This window comes from Halalkalibacterium ligniniphilum (assembly GCF_000334155.1).
Classification (GTDB): Bacteria; Bacillota; Bacilli; order Bacillales; family Bacillaceae_D; genus Halalkalibacterium; species Halalkalibacterium ligniniphilum.
Genome location: NZ_ANNK01000083.1, coordinates 17,524 through 37,149, shown reverse-complemented (window position 1 = coordinate 37,149; position 19,626 = coordinate 17,524). Strand labels below are relative to the sequence as shown.

At 39.9% G+C, this 19,626-nt stretch carries 20 protein-coding genes and 1 pseudogene; 2 read left to right on the top strand and 19 right to left on the bottom strand.

Annotated elements, in window-relative coordinates:
* Positions 1 to 38 precede the first annotated feature (38 nt).
* The 3 genes from BLT_RS0108820 to BLT_RS0108810 all read right to left on the bottom strand — a co-directional run bounded on the left by BLT_RS0108820 (position 39) and on the right by BLT_RS0108810 (position 1,416).
* Positions 39 to 278: a DUF896 domain-containing protein gene (locus BLT_RS0108820; protein WP_017727427.1), complete on the bottom strand. Its 240-nt coding sequence runs from the start codon at positions 276 to 278 to the stop codon at positions 39 to 41.
* Between the two features lie 224 nt (positions 279 to 502).
* A complete protein-coding gene (locus BLT_RS0108815) occupies positions 503 to 1,162 on the bottom strand; it encodes a YneB family resolvase-like protein (protein ID WP_017727426.1) in 660 nt (219 codons plus the stop codon).
* 38 nt (positions 1,163 to 1,200) lie between these two features.
* A complete protein-coding gene (locus BLT_RS0108810; protein WP_017727425.1) occupies positions 1,201 to 1,416 on the bottom strand; it encodes a hypothetical protein in 216 nt (71 codons plus the stop codon).
* Between the two features lie 150 nt (positions 1,417 to 1,566).
* Between BLT_RS0108810 and lexA the strand changes: the two genes are divergently transcribed.
* Positions 1,567 to 2,190, top strand: a complete 624-nt coding sequence (lexA, locus tag BLT_RS0108805) for a transcriptional repressor LexA (RefSeq protein ID WP_017727424.1) — start codon at positions 1,567 to 1,569, stop codon at positions 2,188 to 2,190.
* A gap of 510 nt (positions 2,191 to 2,700) precedes the next feature.
* Here the strand turns inward: lexA and BLT_RS23050 are convergent.
* From BLT_RS23050 to spoVK, 13 genes and pseudogenes are all read right to left on the bottom strand, one after another.
* Positions 2,701 to 2,811 carry a YjcZ family sporulation protein gene (locus BLT_RS23050; protein WP_017727423.1) on the bottom strand — a complete coding sequence of 37 codons (111 nt, stop codon included), beginning with the start codon at positions 2,809 to 2,811 and terminating at the stop codon, positions 2,701 to 2,703.
* A 191-nt stretch (positions 2,812 to 3,002) separates the two neighbouring features.
* Positions 3,003 to 3,974, bottom strand: coding sequence for an acyltransferase family protein (locus tag BLT_RS0108795; RefSeq protein ID WP_017727422.1), 972 nt, complete (start codon positions 3,972 to 3,974; stop codon positions 3,003 to 3,005).
* A 273-nt stretch (positions 3,975 to 4,247) separates the two neighbouring features.
* Positions 4,248 to 4,943, bottom strand: coding sequence for an N-acetylmuramoyl-L-alanine amidase (locus BLT_RS21655; protein WP_017727421.1), 696 nt, complete (start codon positions 4,941 to 4,943; stop codon positions 4,248 to 4,250).
* A 796-nt stretch (positions 4,944 to 5,739) separates the two neighbouring features.
* On the bottom strand, positions 5,740 to 6,579 hold the full coding sequence (locus tag BLT_RS0108785) for a manganese catalase family protein (protein WP_017727420.1): 840 nt from the start codon (positions 6,577 to 6,579) through the stop codon (positions 5,740 to 5,742).
* A 72-nt stretch (positions 6,580 to 6,651) separates the two neighbouring features.
* A pseudogene (locus tag BLT_RS0108780) lies at positions 6,652 to 6,859 on the bottom strand (IS5/IS1182 family transposase); the annotation flags it as partial.
* Between the two features lie 545 nt (positions 6,860 to 7,404).
* Entirely contained in the window at positions 7,405 to 8,229 is an 825-nt protein-coding gene (locus BLT_RS0108775; RefSeq protein ID WP_017727418.1) for an STAS domain-containing protein, read from the bottom strand.
* A 360-nt stretch (positions 8,230 to 8,589) separates the two neighbouring features.
* A complete protein-coding gene (locus BLT_RS0108770) occupies positions 8,590 to 9,249 on the bottom strand; it encodes an MBL fold metallo-hydrolase (protein WP_017727417.1) in 660 nt (219 codons plus the stop codon).
* A complete protein-coding gene (locus BLT_RS0108765) occupies positions 9,209 to 9,844 on the bottom strand; it encodes a TetR/AcrR family transcriptional regulator (protein WP_017727416.1) in 636 nt (211 codons plus the stop codon). The genes BLT_RS0108770 and BLT_RS0108765 overlap by 41 nt, the downstream gene beginning before the upstream one ends.
* A gap of 455 nt (positions 9,845 to 10,299) precedes the next feature.
* Complete coding sequence (gene glnA / locus BLT_RS0108760; protein WP_017727415.1) at positions 10,300 to 11,649, bottom strand: type I glutamate--ammonia ligase; 1,350 nt, start codon at positions 11,647 to 11,649, stop codon at positions 10,300 to 10,302.
* An 85-nt stretch (positions 11,650 to 11,734) separates the two neighbouring features.
* Complete coding sequence (locus BLT_RS0108755) at positions 11,735 to 12,139, bottom strand: MerR family transcriptional regulator (RefSeq protein WP_017727414.1); 405 nt, start codon at positions 12,137 to 12,139, stop codon at positions 11,735 to 11,737.
* A gap of 288 nt (positions 12,140 to 12,427) precedes the next feature.
* A complete protein-coding gene (locus BLT_RS0108750) occupies positions 12,428 to 13,696 on the bottom strand; it encodes a methionine gamma-lyase family protein (protein WP_017727413.1) in 1,269 nt (422 codons plus the stop codon).
* 33 nt (positions 13,697 to 13,729) lie between these two features.
* Complete coding sequence (gene hflX / locus BLT_RS0108745) at positions 13,730 to 14,989, bottom strand: GTPase HflX (protein WP_017727412.1); 1,260 nt, start codon at positions 14,987 to 14,989, stop codon at positions 13,730 to 13,732.
* 201 nt (positions 14,990 to 15,190) lie between these two features.
* Positions 15,191 to 16,141, bottom strand: a complete 951-nt coding sequence (gene spoVK / locus BLT_RS0108740) for a stage V sporulation protein K (RefSeq protein WP_017727411.1) — start codon at positions 16,139 to 16,141, stop codon at positions 15,191 to 15,193.
* A 188-nt stretch (positions 16,142 to 16,329) separates the two neighbouring features.
* On the opposite strand from spoVK, the gene BLT_RS21650 reads away from it, so the two are divergent.
* Positions 16,330 to 17,316 (top strand): tyrosine-type recombinase/integrase, encoded by a 987-nt coding sequence (locus tag BLT_RS21650; RefSeq protein WP_017727410.1) that lies wholly within the window; start codon positions 16,330 to 16,332, stop codon positions 17,314 to 17,316.
* Positions 17,317 to 17,518: 202 nt separating this feature from the next.
* Here BLT_RS21650 and hfq read toward each other — a convergent pair whose 3' ends face one another.
* From hfq to BLT_RS0108715, 3 genes are read right to left on the bottom strand one after another with little or no spacing between them, the layout of a single operon-like run.
* Entirely contained in the window at positions 17,519 to 17,758 is a 240-nt protein-coding gene (gene hfq / locus BLT_RS0108725) for an RNA chaperone Hfq (RefSeq protein ID WP_017727408.1), read from the bottom strand.
* Positions 17,759 to 17,788: 30 nt separating this feature from the next.
* Positions 17,789 to 18,730, bottom strand: a complete 942-nt coding sequence (miaA, locus tag BLT_RS0108720) for a tRNA (adenosine(37)-N6)-dimethylallyltransferase MiaA (RefSeq protein WP_017727407.1) — start codon at positions 18,728 to 18,730, stop codon at positions 17,789 to 17,791.
* Positions 18,730 to 19,560, bottom strand: coding sequence for a class I SAM-dependent methyltransferase (locus BLT_RS0108715; protein WP_017727406.1), 831 nt, complete (start codon positions 19,558 to 19,560; stop codon positions 18,730 to 18,732). Before BLT_RS0108715 ends, miaA begins: the two co-directional genes overlap by 1 nt.
* Positions 19,561 to 19,626 lie beyond the last annotated feature (66 nt).

The window sequence follows — 19,626 nt, the reverse complement described above, 5'->3', positions numbered from 1 at the left end:
AACAAAACAGGCTCCAAAAAATGTAGAAGCCTGTTCTGTCAATGCATTTTGTTACTCTTTTGCTTTTTCTGTTCTTTCAGCTTTATCGGCGTGACATCATTACCGTTTTGATCAACAACCGTTACCGAGTGAAGCTGATTTTCAAAGGATTGACGAAACTGTTGAATATACTGTTTTCGAAGCATTTGCTGCTCTGAATGCTCTTCCTTTGTCAATCCAGTCGTTTTTGCACGTTTGGCAAGCTCATTGATTCGCGCTAATTTATCTTTTGATAACATAGTAACCTCCTAAATAACCCCTTACCTCACTTACTCTACACGAAGGCTTCACTACATTCAAGAAATAAGCTTGCGCAAAAAAGTGGTAAAAGTCATTGGTAAAAAGTCTTTACATCCAGTCATTTTTTTAATCGCTTTGCCATCAATCATAAGCCACCACTATATCATGAGGCAGTATCCATTTTAAGGTAACCTTATAATTTATAAAAAATCCTGAGATGAATTTATTCATTTTCCTGTTCTATTTTTACCAGTTCAACATGCTCTTGGTATCGACGGTGAACCGTTGCTTTTGAAACTTGATAACCAAGCCCCCTTAATGTTGCAGCAATATCATGAAAGGTAAGTTTTAACGAGCGAAGACGGACGATTTCTTCGATTGGAACTTCCTTTTTATCTCGTCCTCCATTTGCACCCCGTTTAATGTTTCGTTCCGGACGATATCCATTTGTAATTGCCTTTTTCATTCCGCGCTTAATTTTTGCATTATGAAGCTTACGTTGATACTCTTCAACAATCGATACAATATCCAAAACCATCTCGTCTGCTTCAGATAAGCTTAATTTCCCTTGATCCCTCACTGTATAAACCGGAATCGCTAATTTTTTCAACTGATGAAGAAGCGCAATTTTTGCATGACCTCGAGCGAGGCGCGTATCATCCTGAACTAGAAGCACCTCTGCCTGCTTCTCTTGAAAAGCCACCAGACAATCTAACATTCCTGGCCGATCAAACTCAAACCCACTAGCTTGTTCCTTTATGACTTGCACGACTTCCCAACCATAAAGTACTGCCATTTGTCGTAGTTCGTCCTCTTGTCGAGTAAGAGAGGTTTCTTGCTCTTCCTTTTTCGTACTGACACGACAATAAATAATTGCTTTCATTTTCTCAACCTATCTTCTTTTCTATTATATATGATTGCTTAATCTTGTTCTGTCTGTTCAAGGGTAAAACGATAAGCAACGCTATTTGTTCCTTCCATCATCTTATCTTCAGACTCTTCATACGTAAAGGAATGGCTATCTTCAGTAACAGTTGTTGGATCAACTGAGAGCACGATCGCTCCATACATAAATAGTAATGTTAAAAATGCAGCGACTATGAGACCTCGTTCTTGTTTTGAAAAGCGCTTTAGCATTATCATCACTCCTACAAGAATGTTTGTTCTCATTCATTGTATATGAGAACATTCGTTTGTGTCAACAAAAATTAGAACTTACGTTTGCGTTACATACGTTCGCATGGTATAATTTAGTTAACAAAGGAAAGAAAAGTGAGGTGTCGGACGGTGTCAAAACTATCAAGACGACAGCAAGAAATTTTGGATTACATCAAAACTGAGGTTCGCAAGAAAGGATATCCACCTTCCGTTCGAGAAATCGGTGAAGCTGTCGGTTTAGCGTCAAGCTCAACTGTCCATGGTCATCTTTCCCGGCTAGAGAAAAAAGGCTATATTCGGCGTGACCCTACCAAACCAAGAGCAATCGAGATTTTAGAGCTTGAAGATTCTTTATCACATGTAGAAGAGACAAGAACAACTTACGCACCCGTTATCGGTAAAGTAACAGCTGGTCTACCGATAACAGCGATTGAGAATGTAGAGGATTACCTTCCTCTTCCTGAACGTCTTGTTGCTAATGACCAAGTATATGTTCTAGTCATTCAAGGTGAAAGTATGATTGAGGCCGGAATTTATGATGGAGATATGGTAATCGTTCGCCAGCAGCAAACAGCTAATAACGGTGATATTGTCGTTGCTATGACCGAAGATAATGAAGCAACAGTAAAACGTTTCTTCCGTGAAAAAGACTACATTCGCTTACAACCAGAAAACTCTACAATGGAGCCAATTATTTTGAAAGATGTGACAGTGCTCGGAAAGGTTATTGGTGTATTCCGAACCATTCATTAATTTTATAGGTAAGAGGCTTGCTGCTTGTCCTTTTTCCAATTTTATGTTCAGCTATTCCTAAGTATTCCTACCACTTATAAATTTTCAGACGTGGAAAAAGCCACTGGGTGTCACTCTCATGGGACTTCAGTGGCTTTTTATCATTCCTATAACTCTTACTGATACCTGCAGATAAAGCGTCAACCTTCTGATTAATAAACATAATCAAGTATGAGCGTTTTTCCTTAAAGCTAACAATGAATGTTTCGCATAGTTCTATTAACGATTTTTTTCTACCCTAGTGCTTCAATAAAGAGGCTGGGACATAACGAACGTGTATTGATTGAACATGCGAACAAGGCACAACCTTAGCGAAGGAAATAGACGTAGACTCCTGCGGGATCAAAGGCAAGGGTGAGGCCCCACAGTGCGAAAAGCACGAGGAGACTCACCAGCCGCCCGCGGAAAACGAAGTATAGTTCCGAAGCGAATGCTATGCATCAACTACGTTCGGATTACTCATCAATGTTTTTAGTAGCCGTAGCCGCCATAGCCGCCTCTACAACACCAGCTTGCACCAACAATGATTAACAAAATGAACAGGACAACTATTAGCGCAAACCCTCTTCCATGATGTTCCATTACAACCCCTCCTTTTTACTACATTATGAAGCTACGCTTCACTAATACAGGCTATGCGGAAGGGATCAATTTGGAATGGACGATGTTCTTAATGAATATGCTGAAAATTCCAGTCGAATTTTGGTTTAATATGCCAAAAGCATAGAACGTTTTTCTCTTTTCAACAACCATCCGTTTTCTATAAATTAAAACTATGATGAGCGGATACGAAATTTGGGTTCTATGATTAGTTTTGTTACTTTCTGAATTGGGCGGCTTGCTAAGATAAAGGCTAAGCAAAGTGCAAGTATTCCAAATAATATATATAGCTGATGCTCAACGAACCAATCAAAGATTGGCGTAATTCTAAGTAACTTAATAACGGCACCATGTAGCAAATAGATATATAATGTATGTGCCCCAATCGACGTGAAAATATAACGTTTTTGCGGAACAAAAGCTAAAAAGGCAAACATCATAATGATGCTAGCAATATACCATAATAAACGAATCGCTCCACCTAACAGTCCCTCGACGCCCATCTCTGCATATGACTTCGAACCCCAAAGCCAAGCTGAAGCTTCCCCTGGGAGATAATAGCTAACAACAGCAATAACTAGCCAGACAAAAGCAGCCATCAACTGAAAACTCTTCTGCTTTAGCTTTTTGAAATTTATTTCTTTTAAATGAAATCCGAGCAGGAAAATTGGAAAGTAGACAAACGTTCTTGAAATGCTTAAAAACGTTCCTGCTTCATCAATGTAGCCAATACCTAATCCAAGCAGCAATGCGAGAATCATTCCATAATGCTTTTTCGGGAACACGTACAAAAATGCATTCCAACAAAACAAACTGATTAAAAACCAAAGCGTCCATTGAGGATTAAAAATGGTAAAAGCAGCATCATTTGTAGCAATCAATACAGTCGTATAGGCTAATTGAAAGATAAGATAAGGAATTAATAGTTTGATAGCAAGATTTTTTAAATAGCCTTTACGTTTATAATTTTTTGCAAAATATCCTGTAATCAAAATAAAAGCAGGCATATGAAAAATGTAAATAAAATGGTAAATTGTCCCTAGAAATTCACTCTCGTTTCGATAAGGACTAATCATATGACCGAAAATAACAAGGACAATTAAAATAAATTTAGCATTATCAAAAAAGTGACTTCGCTTTTCCATGAAGCTCCTCCTTTTATTCTCTCTATATTTACCGAAAATTATTTTAGATGTGAAGGACTATCGAAGATTTTAAAAAAACTAACAAACTTTTACATAATTCATTTCTTAATTTACCAGGCAAGTATTCTTTCTCTAACCTCTTTCAAGAGAAATCATAATAAAAAACCCCTAACTTTTTCATCAAGAAGCTTGGGGTTTGGTTCAGCTTTTATTTATAGTTGAAAATTACCTCTACAAACGCTTGAACGAAATTTTTCTAAAAAGGATAGCCCATTAATCGAGCAAGCCTAATCGATTAAGAATGGTTGCTAGTTGTTCTCGTGTTAAAGGCTCTTTCGGGCGTTCCCCATTGAAAATCCCTTTAGCCGTTGCTTTCTCCCAGTTCTTTTGGTGTGTTGGGCTTGGTTCGTTCACTTGATTCCCTCCTTGCTTTCTTCTTAAATTAAATGCGGAAACAATGCCTTCCACATGACCTCTAGCAATGGCTCTTAAAAAGTCATTGTCTTTTAATTTAGCTGCATCTGCTGTGTTATCTATAAAAAGGTTTTCTGTAAGAATAGCGGGCATGCTTGTATTTCGTAAAACAGAAAAATTAGCCGTTTTCATTCCTCTATCAACGACCTGAATTTCACTCACAATTTTAGGATGAATGGTTTGCTGTAGCTGTACGGTCCTAGCTGCTCTACTCGGATGGACAAATGACTCAAATCCTGCTCCACCACCAGCATTAATATGCACAGAAATAAAGCAATCAGCACGCCAAGCATTGGCAAGGCGAGCTCGCTCTCCTAGTTCAATAAAGCGATCATCCTCTCGGCTCATTCTTACTTCCACATTTTCATACTCGTTGAGTAGCATGCTGCGGATGTGACGAGAAATGGTTAATACTAATGCTTTCTCTTGCAGGCCATTCCCCACAGCTCCAGAATCCCTTCCTCCATGACCAGGGTCAATAAAAACCTTCACCAAAGCTCTTTCCCCCTTTTTATCGTTCTGCTATCACCATATGTACTCCTAAATATTTAAGGGACGGCTGTTGTTCTTGATTTTTAAAATTTGTTTCGAAATCAGCTACGGCTGAAACTTAAAGAACGTGGCTCAACAATGCACAACCTTTGCGGAGGAAATAGACGTAGAACTCCTGCGGGGCAAAGGCAAGGGTGAGACCTCAGAAAGCGAAGGATATTTCCGAAACAAATGCTATGTATCAACGTTCGTGACGTTCGCATTTCTCATCAATAAAAACCCTTTAGTCCAAGCCTCTATGATTCTTTAACAATGCGTCAGCTGTGCGCTGGCTTTCTTAGTTAAACCCTAGTACCTGGCATTAAGTTTTCAAGTTCCTTATTATCTCATGGGCTTTTTTCATACCTAGAGATTTTAATTTTCTCCTCATCTATAAAAAATCCTCAAGTCTCTAATTTCAAGGGTTCTATTTCTTAATATGAAGACATGAATTTATATTGTTTCACACTAGTATTCTTTGAGTGAGGACTTTTTTTCTATCACAGTATCTCAAAGCTTATTGATCGTTCGCTCGTTCATCCTTTAATGAAGTTTTTTTGGGAAACTAATTCTATAACTAAAACGTATAAAAAAAACGTAGCCAGTGTACGACTGTATTATTGCGTAACACTGGCTACATAATCCTTTATTTTTTTGTGACAAGCTGTCAACTTTTCAGAGATGAAGCTACTTTCATTCTTATGGTTTTCTGCTGTTCACTTTTATCATAGAGAACAAATAGATAGTAACTGTTTACTATCTATTTGTCTTTAGCTTTAACATCTAAGTCATGATGCAATTCAGTCGCAGGGACTTCTGGATTAGGAATCTGGCCTTTAGGCACTGGTTCTGCCACGTACACGAAATCACCTGTGTTGTCCGGTGCGCTCCCTTTTGCCCATGGACCTTCTTTGGATTCTTCACCTTCCGATAAATTCCAAAATTCATATGCCTCTTGCTGTGATTCTTCTTCTGCTTCTGGTGGAAACGAAGCTGGAACTACAACACCATTTTTTTCTTCAAGCTCTGCGATGGCAACCATCCATTGGTATTGATGATAACGATCACGAGCCAACATTTTACGGAATGCCGCACGGACTCCTTCATCTTTTGTCATATGATACAGTCGTGCAACTTGAAGGCGTCCTTGGCTTTCAGCATGGAGGTTTGAACGCATATCTGCTAATAAATTTCCACTTGCCACGATATACGCACCGTTCCATGGAACACCATTCGAGTTGGTTGGCAATCCACCAAGACCGCTCACAAGCAAATGCTGAGGATTAATCCCACCCATGATTGCTGCTGTTGTTGTATCCTTCGCTGCTTCTGCTTGATCTTCCGGAGAAGCTCCATCTAACAATTGACTGATAAGAGAACAAAGCATTTCAACATGCCCTATTTCCTCTGTGCCAATATCCATTAGCATATCCTTATATTTTTCTTCTCCACGACAGTTAAATCCTTGAAAGAGATATTGCATCATAACCGTCATTTCTCCAAATTGCCCGCCTAAAACTTCCTGTACTTGTCGAGCTAGCATAGGATCTGGTTTTTCTACCTTTATTTCAAACTGCAATTCTTTCTGATGACGGAACATAGTAACGCCTCCTTAATTTTTCAATTTTAAAGCATTATTCGGTTCGCTTGTTTTCTACCCGAATAAAAAGAAATAAAACATTTGACTTTTTTTTCCTGCACGATATCGCACTGTTTAGCTGAAAGAATTCTTTTAAATAAACTATGACGCGTTCTACTGCACTACGTTGCTTGTAAATGTTTTTCCATGCTTTTGACCCACGATCTGGGGCTGTATAGCGTCGCAAATCGGTTGCCATTTTCACTTTATACACCTTTTGGCATAGCGTGTCTTCTGCTAAACCAGCTAATAGTTTGTCAATAGTTTTCAATAAAAAACTTAAAAAAGGCATGATATACTAAAAAAGTGCATACTAAATAACCTTCCTTATTACACATGAGGAAGGTTTTGTGTTCTTGGAATGCGAATTCAAAAGACGCATTGACTTTTACAAGCGTACGTTTGATCCGGTAGGAATCTCTTACTTTTTCAGTTGGTAGCTGGAGTAACGGGTTCCTTTCTTTTTTGAATTCAAAAATAGGGATTTTCCCTGTACTTTGATGTAACTCATGGTTAATACGAGTACCTAAATCGTGTACGAACTGAAGTAACTCTTCAAAAGTAAGTTGCCCTTGATAAGGATGCACGGAATCTTGAACAGGAAAGAAGTAATACAGCTACATCAAGGAGAATTACAAAAGTAACCAAAGGATTTTATACATCCTGATCCATACTTGCGGTACCAGGTAAAGTTACGAATTCCATCGTTTGTTAAATGGGTAAGTTAAGCCCCTCTCTCGAAGAAGGGACAGGTTATTTTTTAACTATCCCTCAAGAACATTTTGCTTAGTGGAGTAAATATTTTTTTAAAGCTTGTTGTAACGTGCCAAATGTTGTTGTTTTAGAATCAAAGGAATGGCTTATATTTATCATTTTCCTCACTACTTCTGGTCTCAACCCTGTAATAACCGTATTACATCCCATTAGAGAGGTACCGTCAATAATTCTCACTAAATGGTTAATAATTTTGGGTTCCATATCTCCTATTCCTGATAAATCCATAATTAAGGTTTGAATACGAGATATCCCAATCTCATTTAAAACTTTTTCTTCAATAATTGAAGTTCGGATTTCATCCATTGAACCGATCAAAGGCAAAATACTGACCTGACCATTAATTGGAATGATGGGAACCGAAAGAGCTTCAACCATTTCTCTATGAGCCTTAATTAAGGAATCCTTATATGTAGAATAATTGATAAAAAACGTATTTAAAAATAGATCGATTTGAGTATTAATGTGCTCTTCTAGACGAAAAAAGTTTGAAGCCATTGTTTCCTCAATTAATTGATTATATTGTTCTATAAAACCCCATACCGTTCTACGGATAGCTTGCACCCACTCTAATTTGAATGATAATTCAATGGAATGAATTGCCCAGGCAATCCCTTCCTGTTTCGCAAACAATTGGAGCTCTTTGACATTCCCATCAATAATATAACCGACTATCTTATTAGCATTATTAACAAGGTCTATATTGCCAATAGTTAAAATTTCATTTATTTTATCTTTTACATTGACTGCCTCTGATAATAATTCTTCCTCAAATTTCTTCCGATTTCCCTCAAAAAATTCTTTTAGTTTCATTGAATCTTGAATTGAGGCTTTCACATATACTCCTCCTTTTGTATGTTGACTCCCAAAAATGTTATCTACTTTTATTATTATAAAGCATATCACATTGCCCGATTGATATATTTCACTATACAGGCTAGATGGTTTAATCGTCATTCGAAAAGCCACTAATAATGAATGTTCTTATAATATAAATATGCTAATAATTATATAGGAGTACTCGTGTTCATTAATTCAGACTAACTATTTATCATCCTTATAATGTTCAATTTAGTTATTTGGTGCAAAGAAAAAGTCCTTTAAATGGCTACGTCAGGCGGTAATCCCGTCCAAATCCAATAAAAAGGACCAACCTTATGGATATTTATGCAAAACTAATGATGGTATTAATAAATATTAGTTCATTGTTAAGTATGTGTTAATTTGTTTATGTGGCTGCTTAATATCATCTCCATGACATATGCTTACAACTTTAGGTTCTAAATCTTTTATAATTTTTGCACTTTCTACTGCTTGCCTCATATCAGCTGTAAACATCTTAATTGGTTGTTTTAGCTTCCCCCTCTTGGAGGTAAATAAATCTCCACCAATTAGGACACGGTCGGTTGGGTGGTAATAACTTACATGTCCCGGAGAATGCCCTGGTGTATGATAAGGTACTAAACTTCCAACAGGCTCTAAAGAACCATCTTCGTTTTGTTGTAAGGGTTTAACAATACCAGGAGTCACAAGATTTTCTTTTTTCTTTCTCCCTGGAAAAGGTTCTTTACCCTCCATATGTTTAATATCTAGAATATGACTATAAACTGGAAGTGTGTGGTTATCACCTAAGATCTTTTTTAACCCCCCCACGTGATCGGAATGCCCATGTGTTAATAAAACTGCTTTTAATTCTCCTAATTTCTTTGCTTCTTTTAAAATCCGTTTACCCATAAATGGCATGCCTGTATCAACTATATAAACTTCATTATTTTTTTTCACAATCCAAGCACTCATTTTCAAAAAAAACCACGCTTCAATTTTGTAGACGTGTGGCGAGACTTTTATTACTTTCATCAACTTTTCCTCCTTGTATAAGATATGTGATTGACCTATCAATGATTGGAAATATACGTTTTATAATTCCAGTTATACGTTCATCAACATCCTTATACGTCATAATAATTCCATGCAAAACAAAATAAATCATCCGACTTAGATCTAGTAAACTTTTTTCATCGGCTACAGGGAATACTCCTTTTACTGCATCTTTTAAATGGGCAAACAAATCCAAACGTTTTTCATTTAATTCCCAAATCGTCTCTTCTACGTCGACTCGACTTGCTTCAAATGCAAGAAAGGCATGATACAGATTTCGATAACTCAAACCAAAGTGAACAAACACTTTAGATAGTCTAATGAGTTTTTCCTGCTCTGTATATTTGTCAGAAGTTAGTATTCCTTGAATACATTTTTGTAGACGATCAAGGGGTTCTTTTGCCAAGGCTTCTAATAGTTGTTTTTTATCTTCAAAATAAACATAAATACTTGTGTGCGAACATTTTGCTTCCCTGGCTATCTCTCGTACAGTTACTTGTTCGTAGCCTTTTTGAGCAAATAGCTTCTTTGCTGCAATTAATATCCTCTCTCTTGCTTGTATTTCTGTATGCATTTTTAATACCCCCCAAAAAATAATATAACCGTTGGTTACTAACCAACGGTTATATTATAGCATAATTAAGTTCATTAACAACCTAAGATTTACCCAATTCGATTCTTTTTTCTTATCCCTCTGAAGTTGTTCACTATCTTTCTTGACTACTCACACAGGTCTTGCTTTTCTCGATTGCATTAAGTAAGTTTTGGGTTTTCTTATGTGTTATTTGACGCTTAGCATGAAATATATCCAAGCGCGCCTTGGGCATGGGAGCATGCAAATTACCGCTGATGTCTATAGCCCGTTAGTAGCCGCATAGAAAAAGATTCCCTTTCTAAATTTGAAACGAATACAGATAAAATTTTCGGTTCTTAAAAAGTTCGCGGCGGATAACCCTAACAAAATAAATATTATCAAAAAGCCACGAAACAAAAAACCCTCAAAGCCTCTAGCTTCAAGGGTTTCACCTATTAATATGAAGACATGTACTGGTCGCGTTCCCAAGGGTGAACTTGCGTGCGGAACATATCCCATTCAATTTCTTTTGCTTCGACAAAGTGCTCTACTGCATGCTCACCTAAAGCTTTTACAAGAACTTCGTCTTTCACAAGATTGTCGATTGCTTCTTTTAATGTTGCAGGAAGGTCACGAATGCCTTCTTCTTCACGCTCTTCCTTGCTCATTACATAGATGTTTCGATCAGTTGCTGGTGGTGGAGACAATTTCTTCTTAATGCCATCAAGACCAGCTGCTAACATGACAGCCATTGCCAAATAAGGATTCGCCGCTGGATCTGGGCTACGCACTTCAACACGTGTGCTTAAGCCACGAGACGACGGGATACGGATAAGTGGACTGCGATTGCGCATAGACCATGCCACATAGACCGGTGCTTCATATCCTGGAACAAGACGCTTATATGAGTTCACAATTGGGTTTGTAATCGCAGTGAAAGCTTCTGCATGCTCAAGGATACCACCAAGGAACTGCAATGCTGTTTCACTTAACTGGCTTTCTGTGCTTTCATCAAAAAACACATTTCCCTCTTCATTAAACAGAGACATATTACAATGCATCCCTGAACCATTAACACCAAATAGCGGCTTTGGCATAAATGTTGCGTGCAGACCATGCTTACGTGCAATTGTCTTAACAACAAGCTTAAATGTTTGAATGTTGTCACAAGCAGTAACTGCATCTGCATATTTGAAATCAATTTCATGTTGTCCTGGAGCAACCTCATGGTGAGACGCTTCAATATCAAAGCCCATGTCTTCAAGCTCAAGAACGATGTCACGGCGGCAATTTTCACCTAAGTCCGTAGGTGCTAAGTCAAAATAGCCCCCTTTGTCGTTAAGCTCTAAAGTTGGCTCACCATTTTCGTCATTTTTGAACAAGAAAAATTCCGGCTCTGGTCCAATATTGAAAGCTGTAAATCCAAGGTCTCGAGCTTCCTTTAGAACACGCTTAAGAATGCCACGGGGATCACCTTCAAATGGTGTTGGCTCTTCACCAGGCTTACCAGGAAGGTAAACATCACAAATTAAACGAGCGACTTTTCCTTTTTCTGGTGTCCACGGGAATACTACCCATGTATCAAAATCCGGATACAGATACATATCTGATTCCTCAATGCGGACGAATCCTTCGATGGATGAACCATCAAACATCATTTTGTTATCAAGTGCTTTGGGAAGTTGATCAACTGGAATCTCAACATTTTTGATTGTCCCTAGTAAATCAGTGAACTGCAGTCGAATATAACGGACGTTATCCTCTTGTGCAATTCGCATAATGTCATCTTTCGTGTACTTAGACATCCTATGTAATCCCCTTTCAAATCATTGGTTTTATTGAAAAACGCAATCTTTCTTTAAAAAGAAGACCCGTTTTCAAGACAAAATATTAATGAAAAAACCGTGAAAGCTGTCCTTGGATAATCGAAGCCCGCCCATGTCTACCAGCCATCATGATTTCATTTTTTAAATAATTACGGAGCTCTTTGTCGGTCATTTCACGCTGAGACTCATGCTCTAGCTTCGCTTGTGGCTCCATTTCTTTTGCTTGGGCTTTGAGTGCAAAAATTTGCTTAATTCCAGAGATATTCACGCCTTCTTCAATAAGCGCCTTAATTTCTAGCAATCTTTCAACATCAACAAACGAAAAAAGCCGTTGGTTACCGTTTGTTCGAGCCGGTTTAATTAAATGGTGCTCTTCATAGTACCGAATTTGTCGAGCGGATAATTCTGTTAATTGCTTTACAATTCCTATCGGAAAGAGTGGCATGTTACGGCGAATTTGGTCATTCATGACACAACACTACCTCCTCCATCATCATTAACCATAGTGTAATGGATGGAAGCTAACATGTCAAGAGATGTTAGGTTTCTTCACATCAGAATTATCTGATGAAACAATGTTTTTATTTTCTTTATTTCCATCTGCCACTAGAAGAAATCCAAACATTTTGTGACGAACTTGAAAAACATTCACACTTTCTTAAAAATAAGTGGCCATCGTTAGCTATTTTATATCTAGAAGTCGCGTAATCAAAAAAAGTACCCTCTCTTAACGAAAAAGGTACCTTGACGAAAAAATTTATAAGGAAACTTCTTTGCTCTCAAGCAAGGCGTCCACCGCTTGGAGAACAGCAATTTTCACATGCTCATAGGTTAATCCTCCTTGAACATAGGCCATGTATGGTGAGCGAATTGGACCATCAGCGGTGAGTTCAATGCTCGCCCCTTGAATAAACGTACCCGCAGCCATGATAACTGGGTCTTCATAACCAGGCATTGGACTTGGATGCGGGGTAACATGGGCATTAATTGGAGAAGCAGCTTGGATCGCTTGGCAAAAGGCAATCATCGCTTCTGCCGTAGGAAACTTGACCGATTGAATTAAATCGGTTCGTTTCACATTCCAGCTTGGGCTTGTCTCCATTCCAAGAACCTCAAGAAAAGCAGCGGTGAAAATGGCCCCTTTTACCGCTTGAGAGACAACATGTGGAGCTAGAAAGAAGCCTTGGTACATTTCTAATAAGCTATAGAGGCTCGCTCCTCCTTCAGCACCGATACCAGGAGCTGCAAGTCGATAAGAGGCTTGCTCCACCCACTGTTTTCTTCCAACGAGATAGCCCCCTGTTTTAACAATCCCCCCTCCAGGATTTTTAATCAGTGATCCAGCGATTATGTCAGCGCCCACATGACAAGGCTCCATCGTTTCCACAAATTCACCATAGCAATTATCAACAAAAACGATGAGCTCCGGGTTTACCGACTTGACGAGATCAATCATCTTTTTAATTTGTTCAATCGTATAAGAAGGACGGTCGCCATATCCTTTTGATCGCTGAATGCCGATCACTTTTGTCCGTTCGGTTATCAATGCCTTCACTTGTTCTTCATCAATCCAGCCATCCTCTCTTAGCTGAACGGCCTGATAGCCAATGCCATATTCTTTTAATGACCCGTTTTTTTTGCCTCTTATACCAACAATTTCCTCCAAGGTATCATAGGGCTTTCCTGTAATATAAAGCAAATCATCCCCTGGGCGCAGAAGGCCGAATAAGGCGATGGCGATCGCATGTGTTCCGGATATGATTTGCGGTCGTACAAGTGCTGCCTCTCCTCCAAAAACATCTGCATAAATCGCTTCAAGCGTATCTCGACCAACGTCGTCATAGCCGTAGCCTGTGGATGGGGTAAAATGATAATCAGAAACTTGATGTTCTTTGAAGGAAGTCATTACTCTCCCTTGATTCGTAAGAGCAATTTCTTCAACTTCAGAAAAATGTGCTTGAATCTTTTTTTCGATTTCTTCTACAAGTGCTTTTAGCTTCGTCCCATTTTTTAATTGCTGGTACATGGTTCAATTTGTCTCCTTCATTCTATGATGTGATTAGCACTCTTTTAAACGTTTCGCAAGGGGGCTGTTCTTTCTAACATAGCCTTTAACGATATAGATCTCCGTCTCCTCGTCCCATTCAGCCGTCTCAACGATCGTCTCTGTGCGAACCTGCGCAAGAAGCTTGCCTTCATTACTTTGGATCATCGCCTCGTATGGCAGCAGCTCTTTCTTTAAAAGCTCTTCAATTTTCTTCTTTAACTTGGTCAAATCTCCTTCATGATAAGCTGAGATTTGAATCGATGGAACGAGAGCACTTGCAAAAAAATCAGTTATTTGCTGGTCGGTTTTGTTGTAGACAATGAGTTGAGGAATGGAGGAAGCTTCAAGCTCTTTCAAAAGCTGATTGACCGTTTCTTCATGCTGATCATATTGCTTATTTGAGCTGTCAACTACATGAAGCAAAAGGTCAGCTTGTGCTACTTCTTCTAATGTCGAACGAAACGCAGCAATAAGCGTTGTAGGTAAGTCTTGAATAAAACCAACCGTATCGGATAAAAGCACATTCATCCCACTCGGCAAAGAAAACTTACGTGTCGTTGGGTCGAGTGTTGCAAACAACTGGTCTTCCTCAAGGGTATCGGCTTCCGTTAGACGATTAAGCAAGGTTGATTTTCCAGCATTCGTGTAGCCAACTAAAGCGATTTGCAAAACCCCATTTCGATTTCGCCGCTCACGATATCGCTCACGATGATTAACAACCGTCTGTAGCTGTCGCTCGATTTCAGACATCCGTCTCCGTATGTGTCGGCGGTCTGTTTCAAGCTGGGTTTCACCAGGTCCTCTCGTCCCAATTCCTCCTCCTTGCCGTGATAGCGCTTGACCTTGACCGACTAAGCGGGGCAATGAATAACGAAGCTGCGCAAGCTCGACTTGCAGCTTTCCTTCTCTTGATTTCGCACGACTAGCAAAAATATCTAAAATAAGCTGCGTCCGATCAATGACAGGCACCTGACAATGACGGGTCAGATTGCGTATTTGGCTGCCTGTGAGTTCATCGTTAAAAATGACCACATCGATTTCTGCTTCCTCTATGAGAGTGACAAGCTCTTCAATTTTTCCACGACCGATATAGGTGGTAGGCTCGACCGAATCTCGCTTTTGCGAAAGGGTCCCAATGACATATCCTTTTGCTGTTTCCGTTAACGCATGCAATTCTTTCATAGACGCTTCAAACCGCTCATCTTCTTGCTGAGCACGCTGGCAGCCTACAAGAATAACTCGTTCCGTTTCAGCACGATTTATTTCTTGCAATCTATAATCACGACCTTTTTTTAATCTTTGTTAGAAAAACTTGGCATATCATCATGTCCTAAATGATGAAAGCCTGAGTCTTTTTTTATTCGTTCATATTGTTATCATGATTTTTATACTTTCTGATTAGTGAACGAAAACTTCCTCCTGTGATCATACAAAAAACAGTGAGCCGATCGCAACTTCGACTCACTTTCCTTGTTATGGACGCACGTTCGTATTTTCAAAGGGAAAATCCTCTTCTGATAATGTCAACAGTGCCCGCCTTTCGTAATTACCTTCCTGCAGAAGCCGAACAGCCTGTGTACGAATGCCTTCTTCAAGCATGTTTCGAACGTAGCGGCCATTACTGAACGACCGGCCTTCCTCTTGTCGCAGCCTCTTCACATGCTCACGTATCTTACGCTTGGCTCCCTCTGAAAGCTCGTATTGTCGCTCACGTAACATGATTGTCACGATTTCCATTAGCTGTTCGGTTGTATAATTGGGAAAATCAATCGCAATCGGAAAACGGGACGGTAAGCCTGGATTAAGGGAAAGAAAGTAATCCATTTCTCTAGAATAGCCAGCTAAAATCAGCACAAATTCATGCTGTTGGTCCTCCATGGCTTTCACCAACGTGTCAATCGCCTCTTTGCCGAAATCTTTCTCGCCTCCCCTGCCAAGGGAATACGCTTCGTCCACAAATAGTACGCCGCCCTGTGCTTTTTTAATTAGCTCCCGTGTTTTTTGCGCCGTATGACCAATATACTCACCAACAAGATCCGCTCGCTCTGCCTCAATTAAATGTCCTCTTGATAGAACATTCATTTCACGAAAAAATTGAGCGATCAACCGCGCTACCGTTGTTTTTCCAGTACCAGGGTTTCCTTTAAAAATCATATGGAGCGCTTGCTTCGTCACTTTTAACCCTTGCTCTTCCCGACAGCGGTTAATGTACAGCCAAGCATATACTTCTTTGATGAGACGCTTTACTTCTATTAGTCCAACATACTGTTCAAGCTCTCGCTCAATCCGTTCTAATACATAATGCTTTTCTCTTTCGGCTTCCGTATGAAAAAACGATTGCTGTGCGTCTGTGCGAGCGTTTTGCTTATGGGTAAGGACAATATTAATTCGTCCTTTTGAAGAGGCCGTAGTTGGATGATTCAAAGCGGTTCACCCCTTTTTTAGACGTTTCTACGTTTTACTGCTTTTTATTACTATACGCAAGACGCCCAAAATTGTGACAAACGCCTAGTTGTTTTTACGCTCTCGCTTCTTTCAGCTCTCAAGCTTGAAATTTGATATACTCGTAATAGATAAGAGATTAAGGAGGGTTCGTTATTTTTAATCATACGTTGCCATCATTTGTCGAGCCATACATCGGTCACCTACAAGCTCGGGGAAGACAGCCTTCAACAATTCGCCGCTATCTCTATGATCTGGAAGCTTTTTTTGGTTGGATGGCAACTGTCATTGGGCCACCAACATTTGAACAATGGAAAAACCTTCGTTACACTGATTTGGAGTGCTATTTTACTCATTTAATCAAAGATCGTCATTACAAAGTACGCACCATCCGTAGAATCTATTCCGTCCTTCACCAGCTGGCAACCTTTCAAAAAAGGAGCGGTCAATTATCAGGGCATTCGATTGAAGGTTTTGAACCACCAGTCCTACATCAGGAAGCACTGGCAGAAAATGAATATGTAAGCAACGACGAAGCGAAACGGCTTTTAAAAACGTTAACCTCAGCCGAAGGGCTAAGTGAGCGCCAACAAGCGATACGCCCCCTAATCGCTGAGCGAAACCTCTTGATCGTCAAGCTTTTTTTGTATTATGGTCTCTCTCTTCAAGAAGCTGTCCTGCTAACGATGAATCGCATCCAATTTCAGACAAAGACACTAGAGATTGTTTCTGAAACGAAAAACGAACGGAGCATCCAGCTTAGCGCTGAAGATCACGCATTGGCCTATCGCTATTATGAGACGATTCCAGCAGCTGTGAGACCACGTTATCACAGTCAGGATCCGTTTTTTGTCGCCTTTGATTTTCAACGTAAAACCTATCGATGGTCCTATGAGCTCGACCAACCGAAAGCATGGACAGAAATTGCCGTGCAAAAAATGCTGCGCTTAGAGGTGAAACGGGCAGGATTACGAAAAGGGATTTCTGCTCAAAGCTTACGAAATACGTTTATTTTACAAAAATTACGTGAAGGGATGGCATCTTCTCAATTGTTAGATATACTTGGATTCCAAAGTGAATTGTCCTTATTACGCTATGTAAAAACGATTCAAGAAAAAGCGACAGACAGTAAAAAAAGCGCAAGACGCTTGCGCTAGACATCATCGAATGTATGCTTTTCTTTTCTTTCAAAAAAGCCGACAATGCTGTCAGCTTTTTTTGTGGAAGAGGGCGGCTGAGAACACGTAATCGCAGTCTCGCTCATACCACCCATTTTAATGATTTCTCTAACTGAGCCTCATGTATCGGTTTCAGTCCTCGTGCGAAAAGCCAACCGTTCCTGAAGCGATTTGTCATCTTTTATTGTCCAGGCTCTTGCTCTACCTTCATCTGCACATTGCGCTGTGGCGCAAAGGTTGAAATCGCATGCTTGTAAACAAGCTGTTGCTTTCCTTCACTTTCAAGGACAATTGTAAAATTATCAAATCCTTTAATGAGACCTCGTAATTGAAAGCCATTTAAAAGAAAAACGGTGACAGGGATGTTTTCCTTTCGCAGCTGGTTCAAAAAATGGTCTTGAATATTAACAGTTGATTTCATTCGTTAGTCCCCCTCTTCTTGGCTACTGTTTTATTTCGCCTTTTCTTTTAGCTTTCCTTCTATTAAATCCTTCATTTCTTGAAATTTTTGTTGACTCAATCCATTTGTCATGTCAAACCATGTCACATCCGCTTTGTTGCGAAACCATGTAAGCTGACGTTTTGCATATCGACGAGAGTTTCGTTTAAGCATTTCAATCGCTTCGGTAAGGCTTACATGGCCTTCTAAGAATTCATACACCTCTTTATAGCCAATTGCTTGCACCGATTGACAGTTCCGTACACCCGACTTATAGAGAGAACGAGCTTCTTCCAGTAATCCTTGCTCAATCATTCGATCGACACGGCGGTTAATTCGATCATATAGAACCTCACGTTCCATCGTTAGACCGATCATCACCAAATTATAGGGCGTTTGCTGCTTTTGTTCTTGGCGAAATTCGGCCAACGTTTTTCCTGTTAATTTGTAAACCTCAAGCGCTCGGATAACACGGCGATAGTTGTTCGGGTGAAGCTCACGACTCGTGACAGGATCGATTTCTTCTAGTTTGCAGTGAAGGGCTTTTGCGCCATGTTCCGTCACAAACTGCTCAAGCTCTTCCCGATAATTCGGGTCAGATGGTGAATCAGCAAACATAAAGTGATGGGTTACCGCATTAACATATAAGCCTGTCCCTCCTACTAAAAAAGGCGTCTTTCCTCGAGCGTTGATGTTCGATATGAGTGGAATGGCTTGCTCCTGAAATTCAGCAACGGAGAAGGACTCCGTTGGTTCTTTAATATCGACCAAGTGATGAGGAATATTATCCATCTCTTCCTTTGTTACTTTCGCTGTTCCAATGTCCATTCCTCGATACACTTGCATCGAGTCCCCGCTTATCACTTCTCCACGGAACAATTGCGCTAGCTTGATACTTAATTCTGTCTTTCCAACAGCAGTCGGTCCAACGATTGCAACAAGATTTTCCTTCATCATCTTCTCCCTTTTTCATTCATCTCAAACATGTTTGTCTCATCTTTTTTTGTTTTGTCTCCTACATCACGATAGCTATAATGAAACGCTGCATGCTGCCGTTTGATTACGTGAAAGCCAAGCGCTTCGAAACGTGAGCTTTTCCAATGGTCTTTCAAAACAACACGTCGCCTTGCCACTCGACATGCTTCATTGATTACTGTTTGATTTAGATCATCATGAACAGCAAAACTTTTTAACCCTGCGATCCCAGCAGAAGGCAAGCTCTGTTCAAACATGGGGTCAAAATAAACAACATCATAGCTTTTATCTGCTACTGTCTGCAAATAATCATAATGTTCTGCACAAATGACCTTTATTTCTCTCATCGCCTGAAGAAATTGCGGGTCTCCCTCAGACCAGAGCTTTAGCCCTTCTGATACTAAAAAAGCAATCACAGGATTCGCTTCAACACCAACGACATCCCCTTTTGCCCCTACTGCTAGCTTAGCAATGATGCTGTCAGCGCCTAAGCCAAATGTACAGTCTAAGAAACGGTCTCCTTGTTTCAGCTGGGCCGCCTCAATTAACGGATCATGCCCAGTTTGTTGCCATTGCTTTCTTCGCACCATGGCTGAGTTAGGATGAAAGAAAAACGGCTTTGCTCCATTTTTTGGGTGTAGCACTGCTTTTTCTGCTCCGACGACAAGGACATCGTCACCATAGACAGAAATGAGCTCCTCGACTGAACGTTTCTCCCGTTCGACAAACGAGCCGTCCAGCCTTCCTGCATATTCCTTTGCCTTATTTCTTGCCTGAGTAGCCGATTTTAAACCTGTCGTTACGATCATGAATTCTGTTTCTCCTATTCTATTGTTCCCACTCCAAGGCATCCCCCCTCTTGTAAAGGGACGAAC